This is a genomic window from Kitasatospora sp. NBC_00039 (genome assembly GCF_045160625.1).
Classification (GTDB): domain Bacteria; phylum Actinomycetota; class Actinomycetes; order Streptomycetales; family Streptomycetaceae; genus Kitasatospora.
The window spans coordinates 2,114,019-2,132,058 of sequence record NZ_CP108289.1; the positions used below are offsets into that span (position 1 = coordinate 2,114,019).

At 73.6% G+C, this 18,040-nt stretch carries 17 protein-coding genes; 5 read left to right on the top strand and 12 right to left on the bottom strand.

Annotated elements, in window-relative coordinates; translation table 11 throughout:
• Positions 1-77: 77 nt before the first annotated feature.
• The 3 genes from OG286_RS09530 to OG286_RS09540 all read right to left on the bottom strand — a co-directional run bounded on the left by OG286_RS09530 (position 78) and on the right by OG286_RS09540 (position 4,343).
• Positions 78-791 carry an aminoacyl-tRNA hydrolase gene (locus OG286_RS09530; protein ID WP_405362263.1) on the bottom strand — a complete coding sequence of 238 codons (714 nt, stop codon included), beginning with the start codon at positions 789-791 and terminating at the stop codon, positions 78-80.
• A gap of 147 nt (positions 792-938) precedes the next feature.
• Positions 939-2,030: an inosamine-phosphate amidinotransferase 1 gene (locus OG286_RS09535; RefSeq protein ID WP_396319848.1), complete on the bottom strand. Its 1,092-nt coding sequence runs from the start codon at positions 2,028-2,030 to the stop codon at positions 939-941.
• A gap of 498 nt (positions 2,031-2,528) precedes the next feature.
• Complete coding sequence (locus OG286_RS09540; RefSeq protein WP_396319847.1) at positions 2,529-4,343, bottom strand: ATP-binding protein; 1,815 nt, start codon at positions 4,341-4,343, stop codon at positions 2,529-2,531.
• A gap of 200 nt (positions 4,344-4,543) precedes the next feature.
• Here OG286_RS09540 and OG286_RS09545 point away from each other — a divergent pair, with 200 nt between their 5' ends.
• The 3 genes from OG286_RS09545 to OG286_RS09555 are packed head-to-tail and all read left to right on the top strand — an operon-like array spanning position 4,544 to position 7,306.
• Positions 4,544-5,515 (top strand): HpcH/HpaI aldolase/citrate lyase family protein, encoded by a 972-nt coding sequence (locus OG286_RS09545; protein WP_405365033.1) that lies wholly within the window; start codon positions 4,544-4,546, stop codon positions 5,513-5,515.
• On the top strand, positions 5,512-6,756 hold the full coding sequence (locus OG286_RS09550; RefSeq protein WP_396319845.1) for an aminotransferase class I/II-fold pyridoxal phosphate-dependent enzyme: 1,245 nt from the start codon (positions 5,512-5,514) through the stop codon (positions 6,754-6,756). The genes OG286_RS09545 and OG286_RS09550 overlap by 4 nt, the downstream gene beginning before the upstream one ends.
• Before the next feature lie 19 nt (positions 6,757-6,775).
• On the top strand, positions 6,776-7,306 hold the full coding sequence (locus OG286_RS09555; RefSeq protein ID WP_396319844.1) for a MaoC family dehydratase: 531 nt from the start codon (positions 6,776-6,778) through the stop codon (positions 7,304-7,306).
• 104 nt (positions 7,307-7,410) lie between these two features.
• Here OG286_RS09555 and OG286_RS09560 read toward each other — a convergent pair whose 3' ends face one another.
• The 4 genes from OG286_RS09560 to OG286_RS09575 form a co-directional block, all read right to left on the bottom strand.
• Positions 7,411-8,436 carry a zinc-binding alcohol dehydrogenase family protein gene (locus OG286_RS09560; RefSeq protein WP_396319843.1) on the bottom strand — a complete coding sequence of 342 codons (1,026 nt, stop codon included), beginning with the start codon at positions 8,434-8,436 and terminating at the stop codon, positions 7,411-7,413.
• Positions 8,433-9,758, bottom strand: coding sequence for a peptide ligase PGM1-related protein (locus OG286_RS09565; RefSeq protein ID WP_396319842.1), 1,326 nt, complete (start codon positions 9,756-9,758; stop codon positions 8,433-8,435). The genes OG286_RS09560 and OG286_RS09565 overlap by 4 nt, the downstream gene beginning before the upstream one ends.
• Before the next feature lie 298 nt (positions 9,759-10,056).
• Positions 10,057-10,557, bottom strand: coding sequence for a hypothetical protein (locus OG286_RS09570; protein ID WP_396319841.1), 501 nt, complete (start codon positions 10,555-10,557; stop codon positions 10,057-10,059).
• 150 nt (positions 10,558-10,707) lie between these two features.
• Positions 10,708-11,643 carry a hypothetical protein gene (locus OG286_RS09575; RefSeq protein ID WP_396319840.1) on the bottom strand — a complete coding sequence of 312 codons (936 nt, stop codon included), beginning with the start codon at positions 11,641-11,643 and terminating at the stop codon, positions 10,708-10,710.
• A gap of 228 nt (positions 11,644-11,871) precedes the next feature.
• Between OG286_RS09575 and OG286_RS09580 the strand changes: the two genes are divergently transcribed.
• On the top strand, positions 11,872-12,243 hold the full coding sequence (locus OG286_RS09580) for a YbjQ family protein (RefSeq protein ID WP_396319839.1): 372 nt from the start codon (positions 11,872-11,874) through the stop codon (positions 12,241-12,243).
• Positions 12,244-12,589: 346 nt separating this feature from the next.
• On the top strand, positions 12,590-13,684 hold the full coding sequence (locus OG286_RS09585; protein ID WP_396320147.1) for an NAD(P)-binding domain-containing protein: 1,095 nt from the start codon (positions 12,590-12,592) through the stop codon (positions 13,682-13,684).
• Here the strand turns inward: OG286_RS09585 and paaE are convergent.
• Genes paaE through paaA form a run of 5 tightly spaced genes read right to left on the bottom strand, consistent with a single transcriptional unit; the run spans position 13,672 to position 17,703 of the window.
• Positions 13,672-14,832 (bottom strand): 1,2-phenylacetyl-CoA epoxidase subunit PaaE, encoded by a 1,161-nt coding sequence (paaE, locus tag OG286_RS09590; protein WP_405365036.1) that lies wholly within the window; start codon positions 14,830-14,832, stop codon positions 13,672-13,674. The two genes, OG286_RS09585 and paaE, sit on opposite strands and share 13 nt — an antisense overlap.
• A complete protein-coding gene (paaD, locus tag OG286_RS09595; RefSeq protein ID WP_405362252.1) occupies positions 14,833-15,336 on the bottom strand; it encodes a 1,2-phenylacetyl-CoA epoxidase subunit PaaD in 504 nt (167 codons plus the stop codon).
• Positions 15,330-16,334, bottom strand: coding sequence for a 1,2-phenylacetyl-CoA epoxidase subunit PaaC (gene paaC, locus OG286_RS09600; protein WP_405362250.1), 1,005 nt, complete (start codon positions 16,332-16,334; stop codon positions 15,330-15,332). Before paaC ends, paaD begins: the two co-directional genes overlap by 7 nt.
• A 17-nt stretch (positions 16,335-16,351) precedes the next feature.
• Entirely contained in the window at positions 16,352-16,645 is a 294-nt protein-coding gene (gene paaB, locus OG286_RS09605) for a 1,2-phenylacetyl-CoA epoxidase subunit PaaB (protein WP_218199217.1), read from the bottom strand.
• Positions 16,642-17,703 (bottom strand): 1,2-phenylacetyl-CoA epoxidase subunit PaaA, encoded by a 1,062-nt coding sequence (gene paaA / locus OG286_RS09610; RefSeq protein WP_396319834.1) that lies wholly within the window; start codon positions 17,701-17,703, stop codon positions 16,642-16,644. The genes paaB and paaA overlap by 4 nt, the downstream gene beginning before the upstream one ends.
• Between the last annotated feature and the right edge of the window lie 337 nt (positions 17,704-18,040).

Genomic DNA, 18,040 nt, shown 5'->3' on the forward strand with positions numbered 1-18,040 from the left:
CCCCCGCGTGCTGTCTGCGCCCGGTCAGCCGTCTGCGGCGATCCCTCCGCCCGGCGCCCTCCGCCGACGCTTCCCGCTCACCCGCGCAGGGCCGGGTGCTCCGCCACCACGGTGCAGCTCCCCGGGGCGATCTCCGTGAAGCCCGCGTCCTGGACCAGCGGCAGGCCGCTCGCGACCAGCTCCGCCCAGGCCGCCGGGTCGGCCGTGCGAACCGCCAGCGCGAAGCCGGTCTCGGCCCACTCCTTGCGCTGCGCGTCGTCCAGCCGCCACCACGCCAGCTGGGCGGCATGACCGGTCTGGGCCATGGTCTTCCCGGCACTCATCTCCAGCTCGGGGTTGAGCCAGAGCACGGGCACGCCGGGCTCGGGAGCGCCGACCGGGCCGGCCTCCTCGAGGTCGGTGCCGGAGACCTGGAGCTTGACGAGGTCCTTGGGCCAGCCGTCGAGCGGGATCGGCGGGAACACCCGCACCTCCGCCTCGCGCCCGCTCACCGTGATCCCCGGCAGCTCGCCGGCCCGGCGCCACTCGCCGCCCCGCGCCCGCCGGACCACCTTGCGGATCCGGGCGTCCTCCCAGGCCGCGACCCGCTCCGCCCACTCGCCGTCCGGCTCGGTGACCCGGGGGTCGGCCAGCAGGGTGAGCACGGCTCGCGCCGAGGTCTCCAGCGCGTCGGTCCGCCCGGGCGGGGTGGCCCGCTCCAGCCGGACGACGAGCGGCAGCACGTACTGCGGCCGGGCGTCGCGGTCCTCGGGGGCAGGGTCAGGGACGGGGGCGTCGAACGGAGAAGTCACCCGTCAAGCATGCCAGCCCCCACCCCGCCGCGATCACGCCAGGTGGAGATCGTCAGGGGGGCCGGGAGGAACGGAAGGACCGATCCGGTCGAGCCGACCTGGGAGGCCGGGGAGGCCGGCACCGGTAGGGGTCAGGAAAGGTAAGCGTCAGGAAAGGTAGTCCTCCGCCCCGCCGTCCCGCCGGATGTCCAGGGTCACGCAGTGGAAGCCCCCGCCGAGCACCCGTGAGTGACGGAGCCGGTGCGGAAGGACGGTGATGCCCGCGTGTTCCAGCTGCTTGACCAGACTCTGCTGGCCGGACTCCACGATGGCGGTGTCGGGGCTGACCATCAACAGGTTCATGCTGATCCAGCTCTCACTGAGCGCATGCTCGGGCGAGTCCGCAGCCGGCTCGGCGGGCGGGCACCAGAGGATGTCCCAGCCGCGCAGGGGCTCGGGCACCGTCTCGGGGCTGATCCGCTCCGGGTTGAGCAGCACCAGGCCCGGCCGTAGCAGAGCGATGGTGCTGTCGATGTGGGTGTAGCCGTAGATGCCGCGCAGCGGGTGCAGCCGCAGGTCGCCGAGCAGTCCGAGGGTGGACTCCAGCCACTTCAGGCCCAGTTCGTTGCCGCTTCGGGACACCTGGTAGAACACGTCGCGGCCGAGCCTCAGCACGTTGGCGGCGTCGAACACGGGCTCGGCCTCACCGAGCAGGGGCAGCCCGTCGGTGTCGAACTCGAAGAGCGTGTCGTCCAGTCGCGGACGCGGTGCGGCCAGCCACCGTGCCCCGCCCCGCAGATACTCCTGGAAGAGGTCACGAAGGCCGAACACCTCGAAGTAGCGGTGGCGCATCGGGCTCGCCACCTCGATCACCGTCTCGCCGACGACCAGGGTGAGGTCACGCGGGCAGTAGGAGTGGAAGCCGCCGTCGGCGCGCCACTCGGGGGCGGCGAACTCGGCGCTGTGGTCAACGATGTCGGGCCGGCGCACGGTGACGCCGAGCCCGCGAAGGGTGGCGGCCAGCGCGGCCAGGTCCTCCTCCGTCTCCTCGATCACCTGCTGCGGGTAGGCGCCGACCGGGATCGTGGCGAGCTCGGCGGCGCTGGTCTTCGGGAAGCAGGACAGCCAGGACGAGGGGTCGGACTGCTCGGGCAGCCGTGCGCCCACCGCGGTGCCGACCACCACCTCACGCAGTGTGGTGAACTCGTCCCAACTGTGCACCGGACGGGCCGGCTGGGCCGGGCTGGCCGAACTGGACATGACTCCCCCTTGACGCGGATTCGGGATCGGTAGGGACGGCTGGAAGACCGGGTCGGCCCCCGACTGCGGGAGCCGATCCGCACGACGGAGAGCTGGAGGAACCGGCGAGGAACGACAACCCCCGGCGAGCAGCCGCCAGGAACGGCAAGAACGGCGGGTAACGGCAAGAAGTGGCGGGAACCGAAGGAGCATCGGACACGGCGGGGCACAGCAGGGCACAGCGCGAACACCCACAGGAAGCGGCTACCGAAAAACGCCGCTCCGGCGGCGGAATGGCCTCGAACGTCGGTAAACCACCGCAGCGGCGCCGGCCGATCACGATGGACGGGAAATCCCCGGCCGGGCAGGCGAATTCACAGGTTGCCTGAGCCGGGATCGATCGCCAAGCTACCCGGCCGCCCGACGGCCGCGCAAGCAGGTGATCGACATTCCCGGCCCCGGCCGATCGGCCCGCCGATCAACAACGCCGTTGTTCAACTTCCTTTTCCCCGAGGCCGATCAAAGCCGCCAGGCGCGCCGGATCCGGTGCCCGCCCGCCAGCGTCAGCAGCGCCCCGCCGGCCGCCGCCACCCCGGCCAGCGCCAGGCTCTGCCGCCGGGCCCGGCGGCGGTCGGCGGCGGCCGCACGAAGCGCCGCCGCCAAGAACGCCCGCTCGACCCCGCCCGAGGCCAGCTCACCGGACGCCATCCGCCGGCGCACCTGGTCCAAGCGGGCGCCTCGGTAGAGCAGTTCGGGGTCACGGTCGGCTGCCGCCCAGCTCCGCGCGGCCACGGTGAGCCGCCGCTGCTCGCCGCGCTCCTCCCGGCCTTCGGCCAGCCAGTCCCGCAGCCTGGGCCAGGCCTGCGGCAGCGCGTGGTGGGACAGCTCCACGGTGTCCCGGTCCAGTACCACCAGCCGGGCCCGGACCAGCCGTTCGAGCATCGCGGGCACTCCGGGGCCGTCGAACTCGCCGCGCCCGACCGGCTTTCGCGCACCCTCGCCGCCGGCGCCCGGGGCGGGTTCGCCGCCGAGTCGCAGGAACACCGCCCGCGCCCGTTCCCGGTCGGCCGCGCCCAGCCCGTCGAACAGCGCCTCGGCGGTCCGCGCGAGCGCCCCCTCGAACCCGCCGGTGGCCTGGAACCCGGCCAGGGTGAGCGCGTTGCCGCTGCGCCGCCGCCACGTCTCCAGCAGGGCCGAAGACAACAGCGGCAGCGCGCCGGGCTGTTGGGCCACGGCGGAGATCAGGACCGCGAGCAGCGCGCCCTCGACGGTGCAACCGGCCCGCAGTGCCGGCTCGGTGATCGCCCGGCGCAGCTCGTCCGGCGCGGGTGCGCCCACGGTCAGCACGGCGTCGTGGCAGGCGGCGGCCAGGCCTGGGTGCTCGGCCCGCAGCGCGGCACTCCGGTCGGACCGGACCACCAGGACCACCTTGCACCGGAAGCCCTCGCCGCCCCCGACGCCGCGGGCGGTACCGTCGGCGGCCGCCACCAGGGCGTCCAGGAAGCGCGTGCGCTCGCCGGCGTCCCCGCACCGCGTCCACAGCTCCTCGCCCTGGTCCACCACCAGGACCGGATCGCCGCCCCGCGCCCGCTCGTACCCCTCGCACCCGGCGGCGTCCAGGCCGGCTCGCACGCCCCGGACCTGCCCGGCTCGCTGCCCGAGCCGGGCGATCGCGGGCCCGTACGCCTCCATCGGCCGTTCGCCGGGGGTGAGCAGCGCCACCGGCACCGCGCCGGCGCCCGGCCTCCCCGCACCGGCCCCGCCGCGAAGGCCCGTCGCACCGCGAGGCCCCGCGCAGCCACCGGGGCCGTCACCTCCGCCCGGGCCCCCGGCTCCGCCCAGGCCCCCGATCCGGGCCAGCAGCCCGGCCCTGACCAGCGAGGACTTGCCCACCCCGGACGGCCCGGTGACCAGCACCAGCCGCCGCTCGCCCAGCAGTCCGACGAGCTGGTCCAACAGCGCCTCGCGCCCGAAGAACCGCTCCGCATCCGCCGCCTCGTACGCCGCCGCACCCGGGTAGGGGGCGCGTCCGGCGTCCTGGGCCCGGCGCCGGGCGGCGGTGTCGGCGGCCAGTTCGGCGGCGAGCAGCTGCCAGCGGTGCTGCCACTCGCGGACGTCGCCGCCGCACGCCTGCACGTACGCGAGGGTGACGGCGAGGCTGGGCAGTCTGCGCCCTCCGGCGGCCACGGAGAGGCTGGCGGCCGAACAGTGCGCCCGGACGGCGAGTTGACGGTAGGGCGGTGTCCCGGCGCGTTCCCTGAGCGCCCGTAGGTCGCCGGCGAACCGCAGCAGCGGTCCGTCCCCCTGGTCCAGTGGACTCTCCCGACGCGGCACAGCAGTCCCCTTCTCCGTTGAAGTGGTGACCTTCACGCACATCCCCCAAGATTCATCATGCGCAGGACAGTTGGCGTCAAACAATGGGACCTTCGGGCCGGTTGTTCCGAGTTGATGTTCAATGTCCAGCCGCACGGCGCCGAACAAAGCCGGTGGGATAGAACCGGGAGCCGCAGACTTCGCTGACTTCGGAGATTTCCATGAAGTTCACGCGGTACTGCCGTTCCCTGCTGTCCACACCCGCGATGGCGGTGGAGCGGTACGCCAAGAGCCACCAGTCCGGGGCCGATATCGCCATGGTCGATCTGGAGGACTCGGTCCCGCCCGCACGAAAGGAGGAGGCCCGCCGGCTCGCCGAGGAGTTCTTCGCCCTGCCGTCCAGCAAACTCGCCCGGAGCGCGGTCCGTATCAACTCTCTTTCCGGCGCGGACGGTTTGCGCGATCTGATCGCCATCACGCGCTACCGCGTGAAGCCGGACATCGTCCTGATCCCGATGGCGGAGTCCCCCCGCGACATCGAGATCGCAGCCGGTGCGCTCGGACCGGACTGTCCGGAGACGGAGTTCCTCGCCGTTGTGGAGACGCCGCTCGGGATCGAGCACGCGCCCGCCGTCGCGGCGGCCGGACACCGGCTCCGCGGGCTGGTCTTCGGCTCCGCCGACTACGCCTTCGCGGTGGGCGCCCGGCTCTCCTGGGAGGCGCTGGCGCACGCCCGCGGCCGAGTCGTCAACAGCGCCCGCGCCGCCGGGGTGGAGGCGATGGACGCGCCGTTCTTCGAGGTCGCCGACATCGACGGACTGCGACGGGAGGCCGCGCTCGCCAGGGACTTGGGCTTCAGCGGCAAGATCGCCGTCCACCCGCGCCAGCTCCCGGTGATCAACGAGGCGTTCAGCCCGGACGAGCAACTGCTGGAGCGGGCCCGGCGGGTGGTGGAGGCGGGGCGGGAGAACGGCCGATCGGTCACCGTCGTGGACGGGGTGATGGTCGGCATGCCGTTCTTCGAGGCCTCCCAGCGCCTGATCGAGCAGTTCGCCCCACCGGAGCCGCCCGTACCGCCCGTACCACCCGCAACGCCCGCGTCACCCGTCCCGGCCGCACTGCCCGGGCTCCCCGCAGCAGCCGCGCCGACCGCACCGATCGCACCGACCGATATCAGGGAGAAGCGACCATGACCGCAGCAGCCGAATCGATCCAGGGCCCACGCCGGTACCGCAACGCCGAAAAGATGCTCGCCACCGCCGACCCGGTCTGGCAGGCGGCGGGTGCCAACGGCCTGATCGGCATCAAGGTGGACTCGGAGTCCAACAACCGGCTGATCGTCCGGGAGACCGGCCACGAGTTCGCCAACATGGTCTCCTGCGCGTACCTGGGCCTGAACAACCACCCGCAGGTCGCGGCCGGTGCGGTGGACGCGCTCACCGAATCCCGGAGCACCTGGCTGGTCACCTCCACCACCCGGATCCGGCACAACCTGCTGGTCCAGCTGGAGGAGGAGCTGGGCGAGCTGTTCGGCGCGCACATCCTGCCGGGCGCCTCGTGCACCGCGCTGACCGCCGGCATCCTCCCGCTGATCGCCTCCGGCCACCTCGACGGCACCTGCGACGGCACCGGCGGCGGGCCCCGGGTGATGGTCTTCGACCGGTTCTGCCACTTCTGCATGGCGTACGTGAAGCCGATCTGCGCGGACGAGTCGCTGGTGCTCAACTGCCCGCACAACGACCTGAACTACCTCGAGGACATCTGCCGCAAGTACCCGCGGGTCGCGTATGTGGCCGACGGCGCGTACTCGATGGGCGGCGCGGCGGCCCTCGACGGCCTGCTCGAACTCCAGGACCGCTACGGCCTGTTCCTCTACATCGACGACTCGCACTCGCTCTCCATCATGGGTGAGCGCGGCGAGGGATTCGTCCGCTCCCGGCTGGAGATGAACCCGCTGACCGTCATCGCCGCCAGCCTCGGCAAGGGCTTCGGCACCGGCGGCGGCATCGCGATGCTCGGCAACCGGGAGCAGTTCGAGTTCCTGCACCGGCACGCCGGGCCGGTCGGCTGGTCGCAGAACGTCGCACTGCCGCTGGTCGGCGCCTCGCTGGGCAGCGCCGCCATCCACCGGTCGCCCGAACTCGCCGAACTCCAGGCCAGGTTGAACCGCAACATCGACCTCTTCGACGAGCTGCTGCCGACCACCTTCGCCGGCAACGGCCTGCCGGTGCGCCGGGTCGACGTCGGTGACGCCGAGCGCGCGGTCAAGCTCTCCGCCCAGCTCTTCGAGCGCGGCTTCTACAGCTCGGCGGTGTTCTTCCCGATCGTCCCCAAGGGCGAGGCCGGCCTGCGGCTGATGCTGCGCTCCGACATGGACGAGCGCCTGATCACCGAGTTCGCCGGTCACGTCAAGGAACTGACCTCCGACCTCTGACACTTGGGAGCAGCGCATCATGGACGAACCCGAGCCGGCCGGCTACCGGCTGATCGGCGAGCGGCGCTACCGCGAGGTGGTCGGCCGCTACTACGAGGAGTTCACGGTCGGCGACGTGATCGAGCACCGCCCGGGGCGGACGGTGACCGAGTTGGACAACGTGCTGATGAGCATGCTCAGCATGAACGACGCCCCGCTGCACATCGACGCCGCGTACAGCGAGCACACGCCCTGGGGGCGGCCGATCGTCTCCAGCCTGGTGACGCTCAGCATCGTCGGCGGCATGACCGCCCGCTCCACCAGCGGGCGGACCATCGCCAACCTGGGCTGGGAGAACATCCGGATGACCCATCCGGTGTTCACCGGGGACACCCTCTACGCGGAGACCGAGACGCTGGCCAAGCGGCTCTCGAAGAGCCGCACCGGGCAGGGCATCGTCAGCTGCCGCACCACCGGGACCAAGTCCACCGGCGAGGTGGTGGTGGTCTTCGAGCGCAGCTTCCTGGTCCCGCTGCGCGGCCACGGCCTGGACGAGGTCACGGGCTACTGAGACGACGCCGAACGGCCGGCGAACGACGACCGCGCATGACGGCCGGCAGCCGACGGATCTCACCGTCCGTCAGCTGCCGGCCGCTCACTGCCGCCTGTCACCTATCACCGGTTACGGGGTACCGGCTTCTGTGCCGTCGCCCCGTCGCGGGACTCCCGCCGCACGTCCACCAGCACCTTGCCCATCGTCTCGCGCCCGCTCATCGCCCGGTGCGCGCCGGCCACGCCGTCGAGCGGGACGACCCGGTCGATCCGCGCGACCAGCCGCCGCTCCTGCGCCAGCCGGAACAGGTGCTCGGCGACGCCGGCGAACAGCGTCCGGTCGTCCAGCAGGTGCTGCAGCCAGAAGCCGAGCACACCGGCCGAACCGTCCGCCAACTCGGCCACCGAGAAGGACTCCTCCGGGCCGCCGCGGGCCCCGACGCAGAGCAGCCGGCCGAACGGCGCCAGCGCGGCCAGACCGGAGCGCAGCACCGCGCCGCCGACCGAGTCCACGAAGAGGTCCACTCCCCCCGACTCGCCCAGCCGGGCGGCCAATTGCGGGTCGGCCGGGTCGAGTACGGCGTCCGCACCGAGCGAGCGGACGAACTCCCGCTTGGTCGCCGTCGAGGCCAGGCCCACGACCCGCCCCGCGCCCAGCTCCCGGGCCAGCTGCACCGCCAGGTGCCCGACTCCGCCGGCCGCCGCCGTCACCGCCACCCGCTCGCCCGGCCGCAGCCGCCCGAGCAGGGTCAGCGCGCCGTAAGCCGTGGCCCCCTGCTCCAGCAGCGCCAGCGCCTGCTCGTCACTGACGCCGTCCGGCACCTCCACCGTGAGCGCCTCTTCGGCGCGCACCACTTGGGCGTATCCGCCACCCTTGCGAAGGAGGGCGGCGACCCGCCGACGGTCGCCGCGCCGCCGGCCGACCACGTCCGCGCCGAGCACGGCGGGCAGCGGGTGGCGCTGGTACTCGCCCGCGCGGCAGTGCAGGTCGGCGTAGTTGAGGCCGGCCAGGGTGACGTCGATCAGTACCCGGCCGGGCCCGGCTCCCGGTTCGGGCACGGTCTCCGTCCGGAACTCCTCCGGCCCGCCGTAGCGGTGGATCACCGCCGCCCGCATCACCGGCGGCGCGACAGCAGCCGCGCCGGTCACTGCGCGAAGAGTCCGAGCAGCCGGCCTTCCGCCGCCCTGGCCGCCGCCGCGTCCTCGGCGATCACGCAGTACATCACCGAGCCGTCGGCGGGGCCGAAGTCGGCACTGAACACCACGCCGGTGCGCGTCGCCGGATCGAAGGCCAGTCCGGCCCGCTCGACCGCCGCGACGGCCTCCGGGAAGGACGGCACGTGCAGGCCGGCCAGCTCCAGGATCACCCGGGCGGTGCGGTGTTCGGCACCGACCAGGCGCGCGAACAGCGCGTCGTGCAGGTGCGTCGAACCGGTCAGCCGCCCGTTGGTCTCGCTGAAGTACAGCTCGCCCTTGGGCGTGAGGAAGGCGTCCGCGCTGAGCGTGCCGCGGTAGCCGAGCACCCGAAGCGACTCGCACAGCCGGGCGGCCAGGTCGACGAGTTCGGCCAGCGTGCCGGCGTCCGGGGTGACCGGCGGGGTGATCTCGCCGACCACCACCGGGTCCATCACCATCTCCCCGCAGCCCGACAGCACCGAGCCGTGCCCGCCGATCGCGAACTCCGCGTACAGCGGCACAGCATCGGTGAAGTACCGTTCGACGACGACGCGTTGGCTGCGACCTCCGGTCAGCCACTCCCAGCGCTCCGCGACGTACGAGGCGACCGCAGCCCGGTCCGCCAGCGACACGGCCCGCTGCGCGCCGGCGGGGGTGACCTGCTCGTCCCGGCTGAGGATCTCGTTGCCGAAGCCGCCGGCCTGGTACTCGACCTTCATCATCACGCTGTGGCCCTGCTCCAGCAGGCCGTTGACCGCCGCCTCCACCTGCTGGGGTGAGGTGGCGACCGTCCCCGGCGGGACGGGCACCCCGGCGCCGGCGGCCAGGGCCCGGAAGACCGCCTTGCTGTTGACCAGCGCATTGCCTCCCTGCGCGGCGAACGCGTGCCCCGGCAAGGCGTGTTCGGCGCCGAGCGCGACGGCGAGGTCGGCCACGGCGGCGTTCGGCGAGATCGCCAGCACCTTGTCCACTCGTCGCCCGGCGAGCGCCCGGCGCAGCTCCTCACGGAAACCCGGGTCGGCCAGCCGGTCCGGGGTGAGGATGTCGTCGCCCTCGCCGCCCGAGGGCGGCACCACCACGGTCAGGCTCTCCGCCCTGGTCCCGGTCAGTCCGGTGACGTAACCGAGGTACGCCGGGTCCGGCGCCCAGGGCAGCACCAGGACGTCGTGGTCCTCCGCGAACCAGAGCATCCGCTGGGCCCCGCACCCGGCGAAGAGCCGCTCCAGCGGCGTCATCCCGGTGAGGTCCCCGACCATCTCCTCGGTGCGGTTGTTTCCGATGCACAGCGTCGTCATCTGCCGAACTCTCCCCATCGCCGGTCGGTGCAGCGCTCCAGGTGTAGCGCACCGGGGTTGTTCGGGTTCGGGGCTCGGCCATTGAACAAAAACGGTGAACAACCGCCCCCGCCCACCCCCCTGGAACATCCGGCACAGGCGCCACCGGACAGCCCGGCGAAAGCCTCACCACGTCGACACCTGGCCACATCGACACCCCGGCACGTCGGCAGGTCGACACCTCGACACCTCGACACCTCGGCACCTCGGCACCCCGGCACGTCGGCGGGGCACCCCGGCGCCTCGCCGCCCGAGTGCCTCAGCGCAGACGTTGCCGCAGTTCGTCGACGGCCGACCGGATGCCGGCGCTGTAGACGTCCTCGGGCAGCGCGTCCAGGCTCCGTACGGCGCGCTCCAACTGCTCGCGCGCCTGGTCGGGCTCGCCGAGCTTGAGGTGGTCGGAGGCCAGATTGAGGTGCAGTGACGGATAGAAGGCGCGGACCTGGAGGGCGGACTCGTAGGTCTGGGCCTGCTCGGCGGTCAGCGAGTCGGCGGCGGCCAGCGCCCGCCGGTCCCACTCCAGCTCGGCGCGCGGGTCGTCCTGCAGGTCGGCCAGGTAGTGGGCGAGCACGCAGCGGTGGAACACGTCACGTTCGCCGAGCGCCTCCCACAGCCGCTCGAAGCTCTCCCGAGCCTGCGCCGTCCGCCCGCGCTGCGCGGCCTGGACGCCGTCGAAGCCCAGCGCGATACGGGCCAGTGCCGGATCGTCGGCCGCCTCCAGCTCGCCGCCGAACACATCAATATCGGACATATCGGACATGCTCGCAGCCTAGCCGCCGGCCTTGTCGCCCGCGCTGCACCGGGACGCCGCCCACCGCAACGGCCGGCCGGCAGGTCGCCAGGTCGCCCGGCCGCCTGGGTCACACAGCCGACAGGTCGCCCGGCCGCCACGCCCTCCGGTCGCCCGCCGTCAGCGCCGGTAGCCGCGCTGCGGGTCCCGCTCCTCCGCGTCCTCGTACACCAGGAACCAGCCCTCCGGGTGGGTGGCCGCGAGCAGCAGCTCGGTGCGCTGCTCGGCGGTCAGCTCCGGATCGCCGTCGTCCGGCCCGAAGACGCCGAACAGCTCGTCGTGGCAGCCGTCCCAGTCGTAGTCGTAGAGGTCGGCCGGAAGGTCACCCATCATGTCGGCGACCGACTCGGGCTGCGCACCGAGGAGCGCGCGGGCGTCCACCAGGGCCATCCGCAGCGCGATCTCCTCGGCCAGGCAGCGTGGCAGCGGCCATTCGCCGAGCGCGAGGTCGTCGGCGAGGTCGTCGAAGGAGCGAGCCATCGTGCGGCGCCAGGCCCGGTGCAGACGCCAGGTGCGCTGCGGCAACCGGCCGAAGACCGTCCAGTCCGCCTCATCGCCGTCGGTGACCGGCTCGTCCTCGTGCTCCTCCAGGTCGTCATAGGCGGCGTCGGCCAGGCCGAGCAGCTGGGCGTGGAGCAGACAGGCGGTGCGCGGGGTGAGGGTCCAGTCGCCGGTTCCGCCGCCGCCGTCCTCGTCCTCGCCGCCGTCCAGCGGGAACAGCTCGGCGAAGTCCGGCGCGAAGTCCTCTGTGACGCTGATCTCCAGCGTGCCGCCGATCGCCTCGACACCCGGGATCGCGGCCACCAGCCGGTCCGGGTGGAGCAGCGCGCCGAGTGCCGCGTTGGCGTCCTCGGCCACCTCGCGCAGCAGTTCGCGGCGCTGGCCCGCGGGGTCGATGCCGTCGAAGTCCAGCTCCTCCACGGCCGCGATCGCGGCCGCACGCAACGCCGGCCAGTCGGAGATCCGCAGGCCCAGCACCACCGTCGCCTCGATCTCCTGCGCGCCGGAGTCCTCCGCCGCGCCCGGCCCCTGTGGATGATCGCTTCGCTCGCCCATGGGGCTACGGTACGGCTTTTCGGGCGCCCGATCACCGGTCTGTCCGAGCTTCCCGCCGCTCCCCCCACCCTTCCCGGCCATTCCCGACCCTTCCCGGCTTCTCCGCACGCCTCGGCGGGCCCTCCGCATCCCTTCCCCTGCCCGCCCGGTGGCCTCTTCCCGCCCTTCTCCGCCCGGGCCCGGCCACGCCTCTGGGCCCGGAGGCCGGCCGGCCCGCAGGATGGGCCCATGGCGAACATCGAGGAATACGGCGGCGGGCAGCGCCCGGACGCCCAGGTACTGGTCGTGACAACCAATGACATCCCCGGCTTCCGGGTCGACCACGTGATCGGCGAGGTCTTCGGCCTGACGGTCCGCAGCCGGCACCTCGGCAGCCAGATCGGGGCCTCGCTCAAGTCGCTGGTCGGCGGCGAGCTGCGGGGTCTGACGAAGACCCTGGTGGAGAGCCGCAACGAGGCGATGGAGCGGCTGGTCGAGCAGACCAAGGCGCGCGGCGGCAACGCGGTGCTCATGTTCCGTTTTGACGTCAGCGAGGCTGCGGACGTCGGCACCGAGGTCTGCGCCTACGGCACCGCCGTGGTGATCTCCCCGGCCACCTGAGCCGGCCGCCCGAACCGGCTGCCCTCGTCGGCTGCCCGACCAGGCCGGCCGTGCTGCTCGCCCCACCCGGCCGGCTGCCCCGGCCGGCTGTGCCCCGCCGCTTGACCCCCGTCGCCGGGCCCGCCCGTGCGGCGGGGAACACTCCCCTCCCGACCGATGTTTCACCGGCGTGACTGTTTACGGTGCAACCAACGAGGGCGAGGCAGCGGGCGGGACCCCGGCCGACGGAGCCCCTGTCGATGGCGCTTCGGCCGGCGGAGCTCCGGCCTCCGCGACCACGGCCGCCGGCGAGGCTGCGGCCGCCGTCACGTCGCCGGCCGCCGCCGGAACACGGCGGGTCGACGTCCTGGTGGTGGGCGCCGGGCAGGCCGGCCTGTCCGCCGCCTACCACCTGCGCCGCCGCGGCTTCGCCCCCCACCGGGCGGACACCGACGGCGGCTTCGTCCTGCTCGACGCCGACGACGCCCCCGGCGGTGCCTGGGCGCACCGCTCGCCGTCCCTGCGGATGGCCACCGTGCACGGCTTCCACGACCTGCCCGACTTCGAGCTGCCCGAGCCCGACCCGGACGCCCCCGCCCGCGAGGTGGTCCCGGGGTACTTCGCGGCGTACGAGGCGAAACACGCGCTCCCGGTGGTGCGCCCCGTCCGCGTCCGGGCGGTCCGCTCCGAGTCCGACCGGCGCGACGCCCGGCTGCTGGTCGAGACCGACGACGGCACCTGGTCCACCCGCGCGCTGATCAACGCCACCGGCACCTGGACCCGCCCCTTCCTGCCGCACTACCCCGGCCACTTCGCCGGCCGGCAGCTGCACTACGCCGAGTACCGGGGGCCGCAGGAGTTCACCGGAAAACGCGTCCTGGTGGTCGGCGGCGGCGCCTCGGCGATCCAGGTGCTGTCTGAGGTCGCGGCCGTCGGCGAGACGGTCTGGGTCACCCGCACCCCGCCCGTCTACCACGAGGGACCGTTCACCCCCGAGTACGGCCGCGCGGTGGTGGCCAAGGTCGAGGAGCGGGTCCGCCAGGGCCTTCCGGTGCGCAGCGTGGTGAGCGTGACGGGGCTCGGCCCGTCCGTCGCCTACCGCCGCGCCGAGGAGCTCGGCGCGCTGCACCGCCGCCCGATGTTCGACCGCCTCACCGAGCACGGCGTCGCCTGGGGCGACGGCCCCGGGGCGGACGAGCTGGCCGTCGACGCGATCGTCTGGGCCACCGGTTTCCGCCCCGAGGTCGGCCACCTGGCCCAGCTCGGCCTGCGCTCCCCCGGCGGCGGCATCGCCCTCACCGGCACCGCCGCCACCGCCGACCCGCGCGTCCACCTGGTCGGCTACGGCCCGTCGGCCAGCACCATCGGCGCCAACCGGGCGGGCCGGGCCGCCGTCAACGACCTCGTCGCCCTGCTCGGCGCCCCGGCCCGGAAGGCCGCCGTGCCGGCTCAGCGGTCGTAGTCGATCGTCACCCGGTCGGTGAGCGGACGGGCCTGGCAGGTCAGCACGTAGCCGGCGGCCAGCTCCTTCTCCTCCAGGGCGAAGTTGCGGCGCATCTCCACCTCGCCCTCGGTCACCAGGGCACGGCAGGTGCCGCAGACGCCGCCCTTGCAGGCGAACGGCAGGTCCGGGCGGGAGCGCTGCGCGCCGTCCAGGACGGACCGGTCGCGCGGGAGGGAGAGTGTGCTGCCGCGCCCGTCGAGGACGACGGTGACCTCGCTGCGCGCGCCGTCGCCGGCCGCCTCGGGCCCCCGTCCGTCGGCGCGCTCGGCGGCCGGCTCGTCCTCGGCGTGGAACAGCTCCTGGTGCACCCGCGCGCCCGGCACGCCCAGCCCGGCCAGCAGCTCCTTCGCCCCGGCGACCATCCCGAACGGGCCGCAGAGCCACCAGTGGCCGACCCGCTCCACGTCCACCAGCGCCTTCAGCAGCGCCCCGACCCGCTCCGGGTCCAGCCGACCGCTGAGCAGCTCGGCATCCCTGGTCTCCCGGGAGAGCACGTGCACCAGCTGGAACCGGCCGAGGTAGCGGTCCTTGAGGTCCGCCAGCTCGTCGGCGAACATCACGGTGTCGCTTCGCCGGTTGCCGTAGAGCAGGGTGACGGTGGAGGTGCGGTCGGCGGCCAGCACCGAGGCGGCGATGGAGAGCATCGGGGTGACGCCGGAACCGGCCGCGAGCAGCACGTGGTCGGCGGGCTCGCCCAGCTCGGGGGTGAAGAGGCCGGACGGGGTCAGCACCTCGACCTCCTCGCCCGGCACCGCCTCGCGCACCAGCCAGCGGGAGAACAGACCTCCCGGCACCTCACGGACGGCGATCCGCAGCGGACCGCCGACGGGAGCGCAGATCGAGTACGACCGGCGCTCGTCGGCGCCGTCCACCACCCGGCGCAGCGTCAGCGTCTGCCCGGGCCGGAACGCGAACTCCGCGGCGAGCCCGTCCGGCACCTCGAAGGTCACCGCGACGGCGTCCTCGCAGAGCCGCTCCACCTCGGCGATCCGCAGGTGGTGGAAGGCCGGGCGACGGGCGGGGCGGGCAGCCGGGGCAGGGGCCTCGACGGGGGCGACGGCCGGGGCAGCATCGGCGGGCGCGGGGGCGGCATCGGCGGCGGCCATTCAGATCTCCTTGACGCGTTCGAAGGGCTCGCGGCAGTCGCGGCAGCGCCACAGCGCCTTGCAGGCGGTCGAGCCGAAACGGGACAGCTCCTCGGTGTCGGTGCCGCCGCAGAGCGGACAGGCCACGACGTGGCGGGTCGGGCCGAGGGCCAGCAGACCCGGGGACGTCCGGCGCCCGGAGACGGGTCCGGGCGGGGCGATGCCCGCCTCGGCGAGCTTGCGGCGGCCCTCCGCGGTGATCAGGTCGGTGGACCACGGCGGATCCAGCCGCAGCCGGACCCGGACGTCCGCATAGCCGGCCGCGCGCAGCCGCCGGTCCACGTCGGCCGCCATCTCGGCGACGGCCGGGCAGCCCGAGTAGGTCGGGGTCAGCCAGGCGGTCACGACCTCGCCGCCCACCTCGACCTCCGCCAGCACCCCGAGGTCGGCGAGCGTGAGCATCGGCAGCTCGGGGTCCGGCACCGTGGCCGCGACCTTCCAGGCGTCACTGAGCACGGTCACCACGTCGCCCCCGGGTGTGCGCGGGCCACCACCTGGAACTCGGCCAGCAGCGGACCGAGCGCCTCGGTGTGCACGCCGTCCCGCCCGGCCCGGCCACCGACCGTGGCCAGCGCCGGCGCCTGCGGCACGGCCAGCCCGGCCTCGCCGAGCACGGCGGCGAGCTCCCGCAGCACCGGTTCGCGCAGCGTCCCCGGGTCGACGCCGACCCGCAGTTCCACCGGGTGCGCCGTGAACAACTCGTCCATCAGCGGCCAGACCGCGTCCAGACCGGCCTGCATCCGCTGCGCCGAGAACGGCGTGCCGTCGCCGAGCCGCAGCGTCCACGCGGTGGCGTACTCGCGGTGGTAGGCCAGCTCCTTGACGCCGCGGGAGGCGACCGCCGCCAACACCGGGTCGCGATGGCCGGCCAGCGCCTCGTACAGCGCACCGCGCGCGGTCGCGAAGAGCAGCAGCCGGGCGACGGAGTGGGCGAAGTCCCCGTTCGCCGCCTCGACCAGGCGGACGTTGCGGAAGTCGTGCTCCTCGCGCCAGTACGCGAGGTCGTCCTCGGTACGGCCGGAGCCGTCCGCCTGGCCGGCCCGGGTGAGCAGCTGGCGGGCCTGGCCGAGCAGGTCGAGGCCGAGGTTGGCGAGCGCCACCTCCTCCTCCAGCTCCGGAGCCCGGGTGCACCACTCGATCAACCGCTGGGCGAGGATCAGCGCGTCGTCGCCGAGCATCAGGCAGTAGGCGGCGAGGTCGGCGCCGTCCAGGCCGGCCGGGACGGTGGTGTCCACACCGAGCAGCGGGTCGGCGAAGCCCGTCCCGTACGCCCAGCGGCCCTCGCCCTCGGGCCCGGGGGACGCCTCGGAGAGGCTCAGGTAGACGTGGTCGTCCTCGTGGCCGTCGTGGCCGTGGTGGCTTTCGTGGCCGTGGTGGCCGTCGCTGCTGAGGTGGCCCTGGCTTTCTGGGCCGGTGTGGCTGTCACGCCCGGTGTGGCGGCCGGTCACGGTGTCGTCGGTCATGGTTCTGCTGCTCCCCGTCAGATGTGCGGGACATCCTCGGGGATGTCGTAGAAGGTCGGGTGGCGGTAGACCTTGTCGCCGCTCGGCTCGAAGAACGGGTCCCGCTCGTCCGGGGTGGAGGCGGTGATCGCGTCGGAACGGACCACCCAGAGGCTGACGCCCTCGTTGCGCCGGGTGTAGAGGTCGCGGGCCGCGAGCAGCGCCATCCGGTCGTCGGGCGCGTGCAGCGAACCGACGTGGACGTGGTTCAGCCCGCGCCGGGGGCGCACGAACACCTCGTACAGCGGCCAGCCGGCCTTGGACTCTGTCACTTTCCGTTCTCCTGTTCCGCGTGGCGCTGCGCATCGGCGTGGTTCGGGGCGTCGGCGTGGTTCGGGGCGACGGTCTCGGGCCGGGCTTCGGTCTCGGGCCGGGCTTCGGCGCGGCGCTTCTGCGCGTAGGCGGTGGCGGCCTCGCGGACCCAGGCGCCGTCCTCGTGGGCGGCGCGGCGGCGCTCGATCCGCTGGGCGTTGCACGGGCCCTGGCCCTGGATGACGCGGGTCAGCTCGGACCAGTCCGGTTCACCGAAGTCCCAGCCGTCGCGGTCCTCGTTCCACCGCAGCTCGGGGTCGGGGAGGGTGACGCCGAGGTGCTCGGCCTGCGGGACGGTCATGTCGACGAAGCGCTGCCGCAGCTCGTCGTTGGTGTGCCGCTTGATCCGCCAGGCCATCGAGCGGGCGGTGTTCGGCGAGTCGCCGTCCGAGGGGCCGAACATCATCAGCGACGGCCACCACCAGCGGTCCACCGCGTCCTGCACCATCCGGCGCTGGGCCTCGGTGCCGCGCATCATCGTCATCAGCAGCTCGTAGCCCTGGCGCTGGTGGAACGACTCCTCCTTGCAGACCCGGACCATGGCGCGGGCGTACGGGCCGTAGCTGCAGCGGCAGAGCGGCACCTGGTTGCAGATCGCGGCGCCGTCGACCAGCCAGCCGATCACGCCGACATCGGCGAAGGTGAGGGTCGGGTAGTTGAAGATCGAGGAGTACTTCTGCCGGCCGGAGATCAGTTTCTCGGTCAACTCGGCCCGGTCCACGCCGAGGGTCTCGGCGGCGGCGTAGAGGTAGAGGCCGTGGCCGGCCTCGTCCTGGGCCTTGGCGAGCAGGATCGCCTTACGGCGCAGCGACGGGGCCCGGGTGAGCCAGTTGCCCTCGGGCTGCATGCCGATGATCTCGGAGTGGGCGTGCTGGGCGATCTGGCGGATCAGGGTGGCCCGGTAGGCGTCGGGCATCCAGTCCCGGGGCTCGATCCGCTGCTCGGCGGCGACGACCGCCTCGAACCGCTCTTCCTGCACCTGCTCGGGGACCGGCTCGGCCACCTCTGTTGTCACCACGGTCCCCTCTCGCGTCCTGCGGCTTGCTGCCTTGCTGCGTGCCGCCTGCTGTCGTGCGGCGCGGGGCTGATGGCGGCTGGTTCCGCTGCCGCCCGCGCTACCGACTGACCGTTCGGTCGGTTCCATTGTGCGTGGTGAGACGGCGGCCTGACAAGGGAATCAGGCCGCCGTACGCCGCGGACCCCGGGCCGGGACTCCGGATCGGGGCTCCGGACCGGGGCCCCGGTGGGCCGGGAGGGCAGGCCGGGGCGGGCCCTGCGCGTAGCCCTCGACGTGGGCCGGGCATGGGCCGCGCACGGTCGTCGCCGTGGGTTTCCCTGCCGTGGGTTTCCCTGCC

What these genes read in the sequence shown, in the direction of transcription:
- paaC (WP_405362250.1), bottom strand. Translation starts at nt 16,334, where the DNA reads ATGACCGACGACACCGTGACCGGCCGCCACACCGGGCGTGACAGCCAC.
- OG286_RS09580 (WP_396319839.1), top strand. Translation starts at nt 11,872, where the DNA reads ATGGCGAACATCGAGGAATACGGCGGCGGGCAGCGCCCGGACGCCCAG.
- OG286_RS09550 (WP_396319845.1), top strand. Translation starts at nt 5,512, where the DNA reads ATGACCGCAGCAGCCGAATCGATCCAGGGCCCACGCCGGTACCGCAAC.
- OG286_RS09570 (WP_396319841.1), bottom strand. Translation starts at nt 10,557, where the DNA reads ATGTCCGATATGTCCGATATTGATGTGTTCGGCGGCGAGCTGGAGGCG.
- OG286_RS09555 (WP_396319844.1), top strand. Translation starts at nt 6,776, where the DNA reads ATGGACGAACCCGAGCCGGCCGGCTACCGGCTGATCGGCGAGCGGCGC.
- OG286_RS09545 (WP_405365033.1), top strand. Translation starts at nt 4,544, where the DNA reads ATGAAGTTCACGCGGTACTGCCGTTCCCTGCTGTCCACACCCGCGATG.
- paaE (WP_405365036.1), bottom strand. Translation starts at nt 14,832, where the DNA reads ATGGCCGCCGCCGATGCCGCCCCCGCGCCCGCCGATGCTGCCCCGGCC.
- OG286_RS09535 (WP_396319848.1), bottom strand. Translation starts at nt 2,030, where the DNA reads ATGTCCAGTTCGGCCAGCCCGGCCCAGCCGGCCCGTCCGGTGCACAGT.
- OG286_RS09575 (WP_396319840.1), bottom strand. Translation starts at nt 11,643, where the DNA reads ATGGGCGAGCGAAGCGATCATCCACAGGGGCCGGGCGCGGCGGAGGAC.
- OG286_RS09565 (WP_396319842.1), bottom strand. Translation starts at nt 9,758, where the DNA reads ATGACGACGCTGTGCATCGGAAACAACCGCACCGAGGAGATGGTCGGG.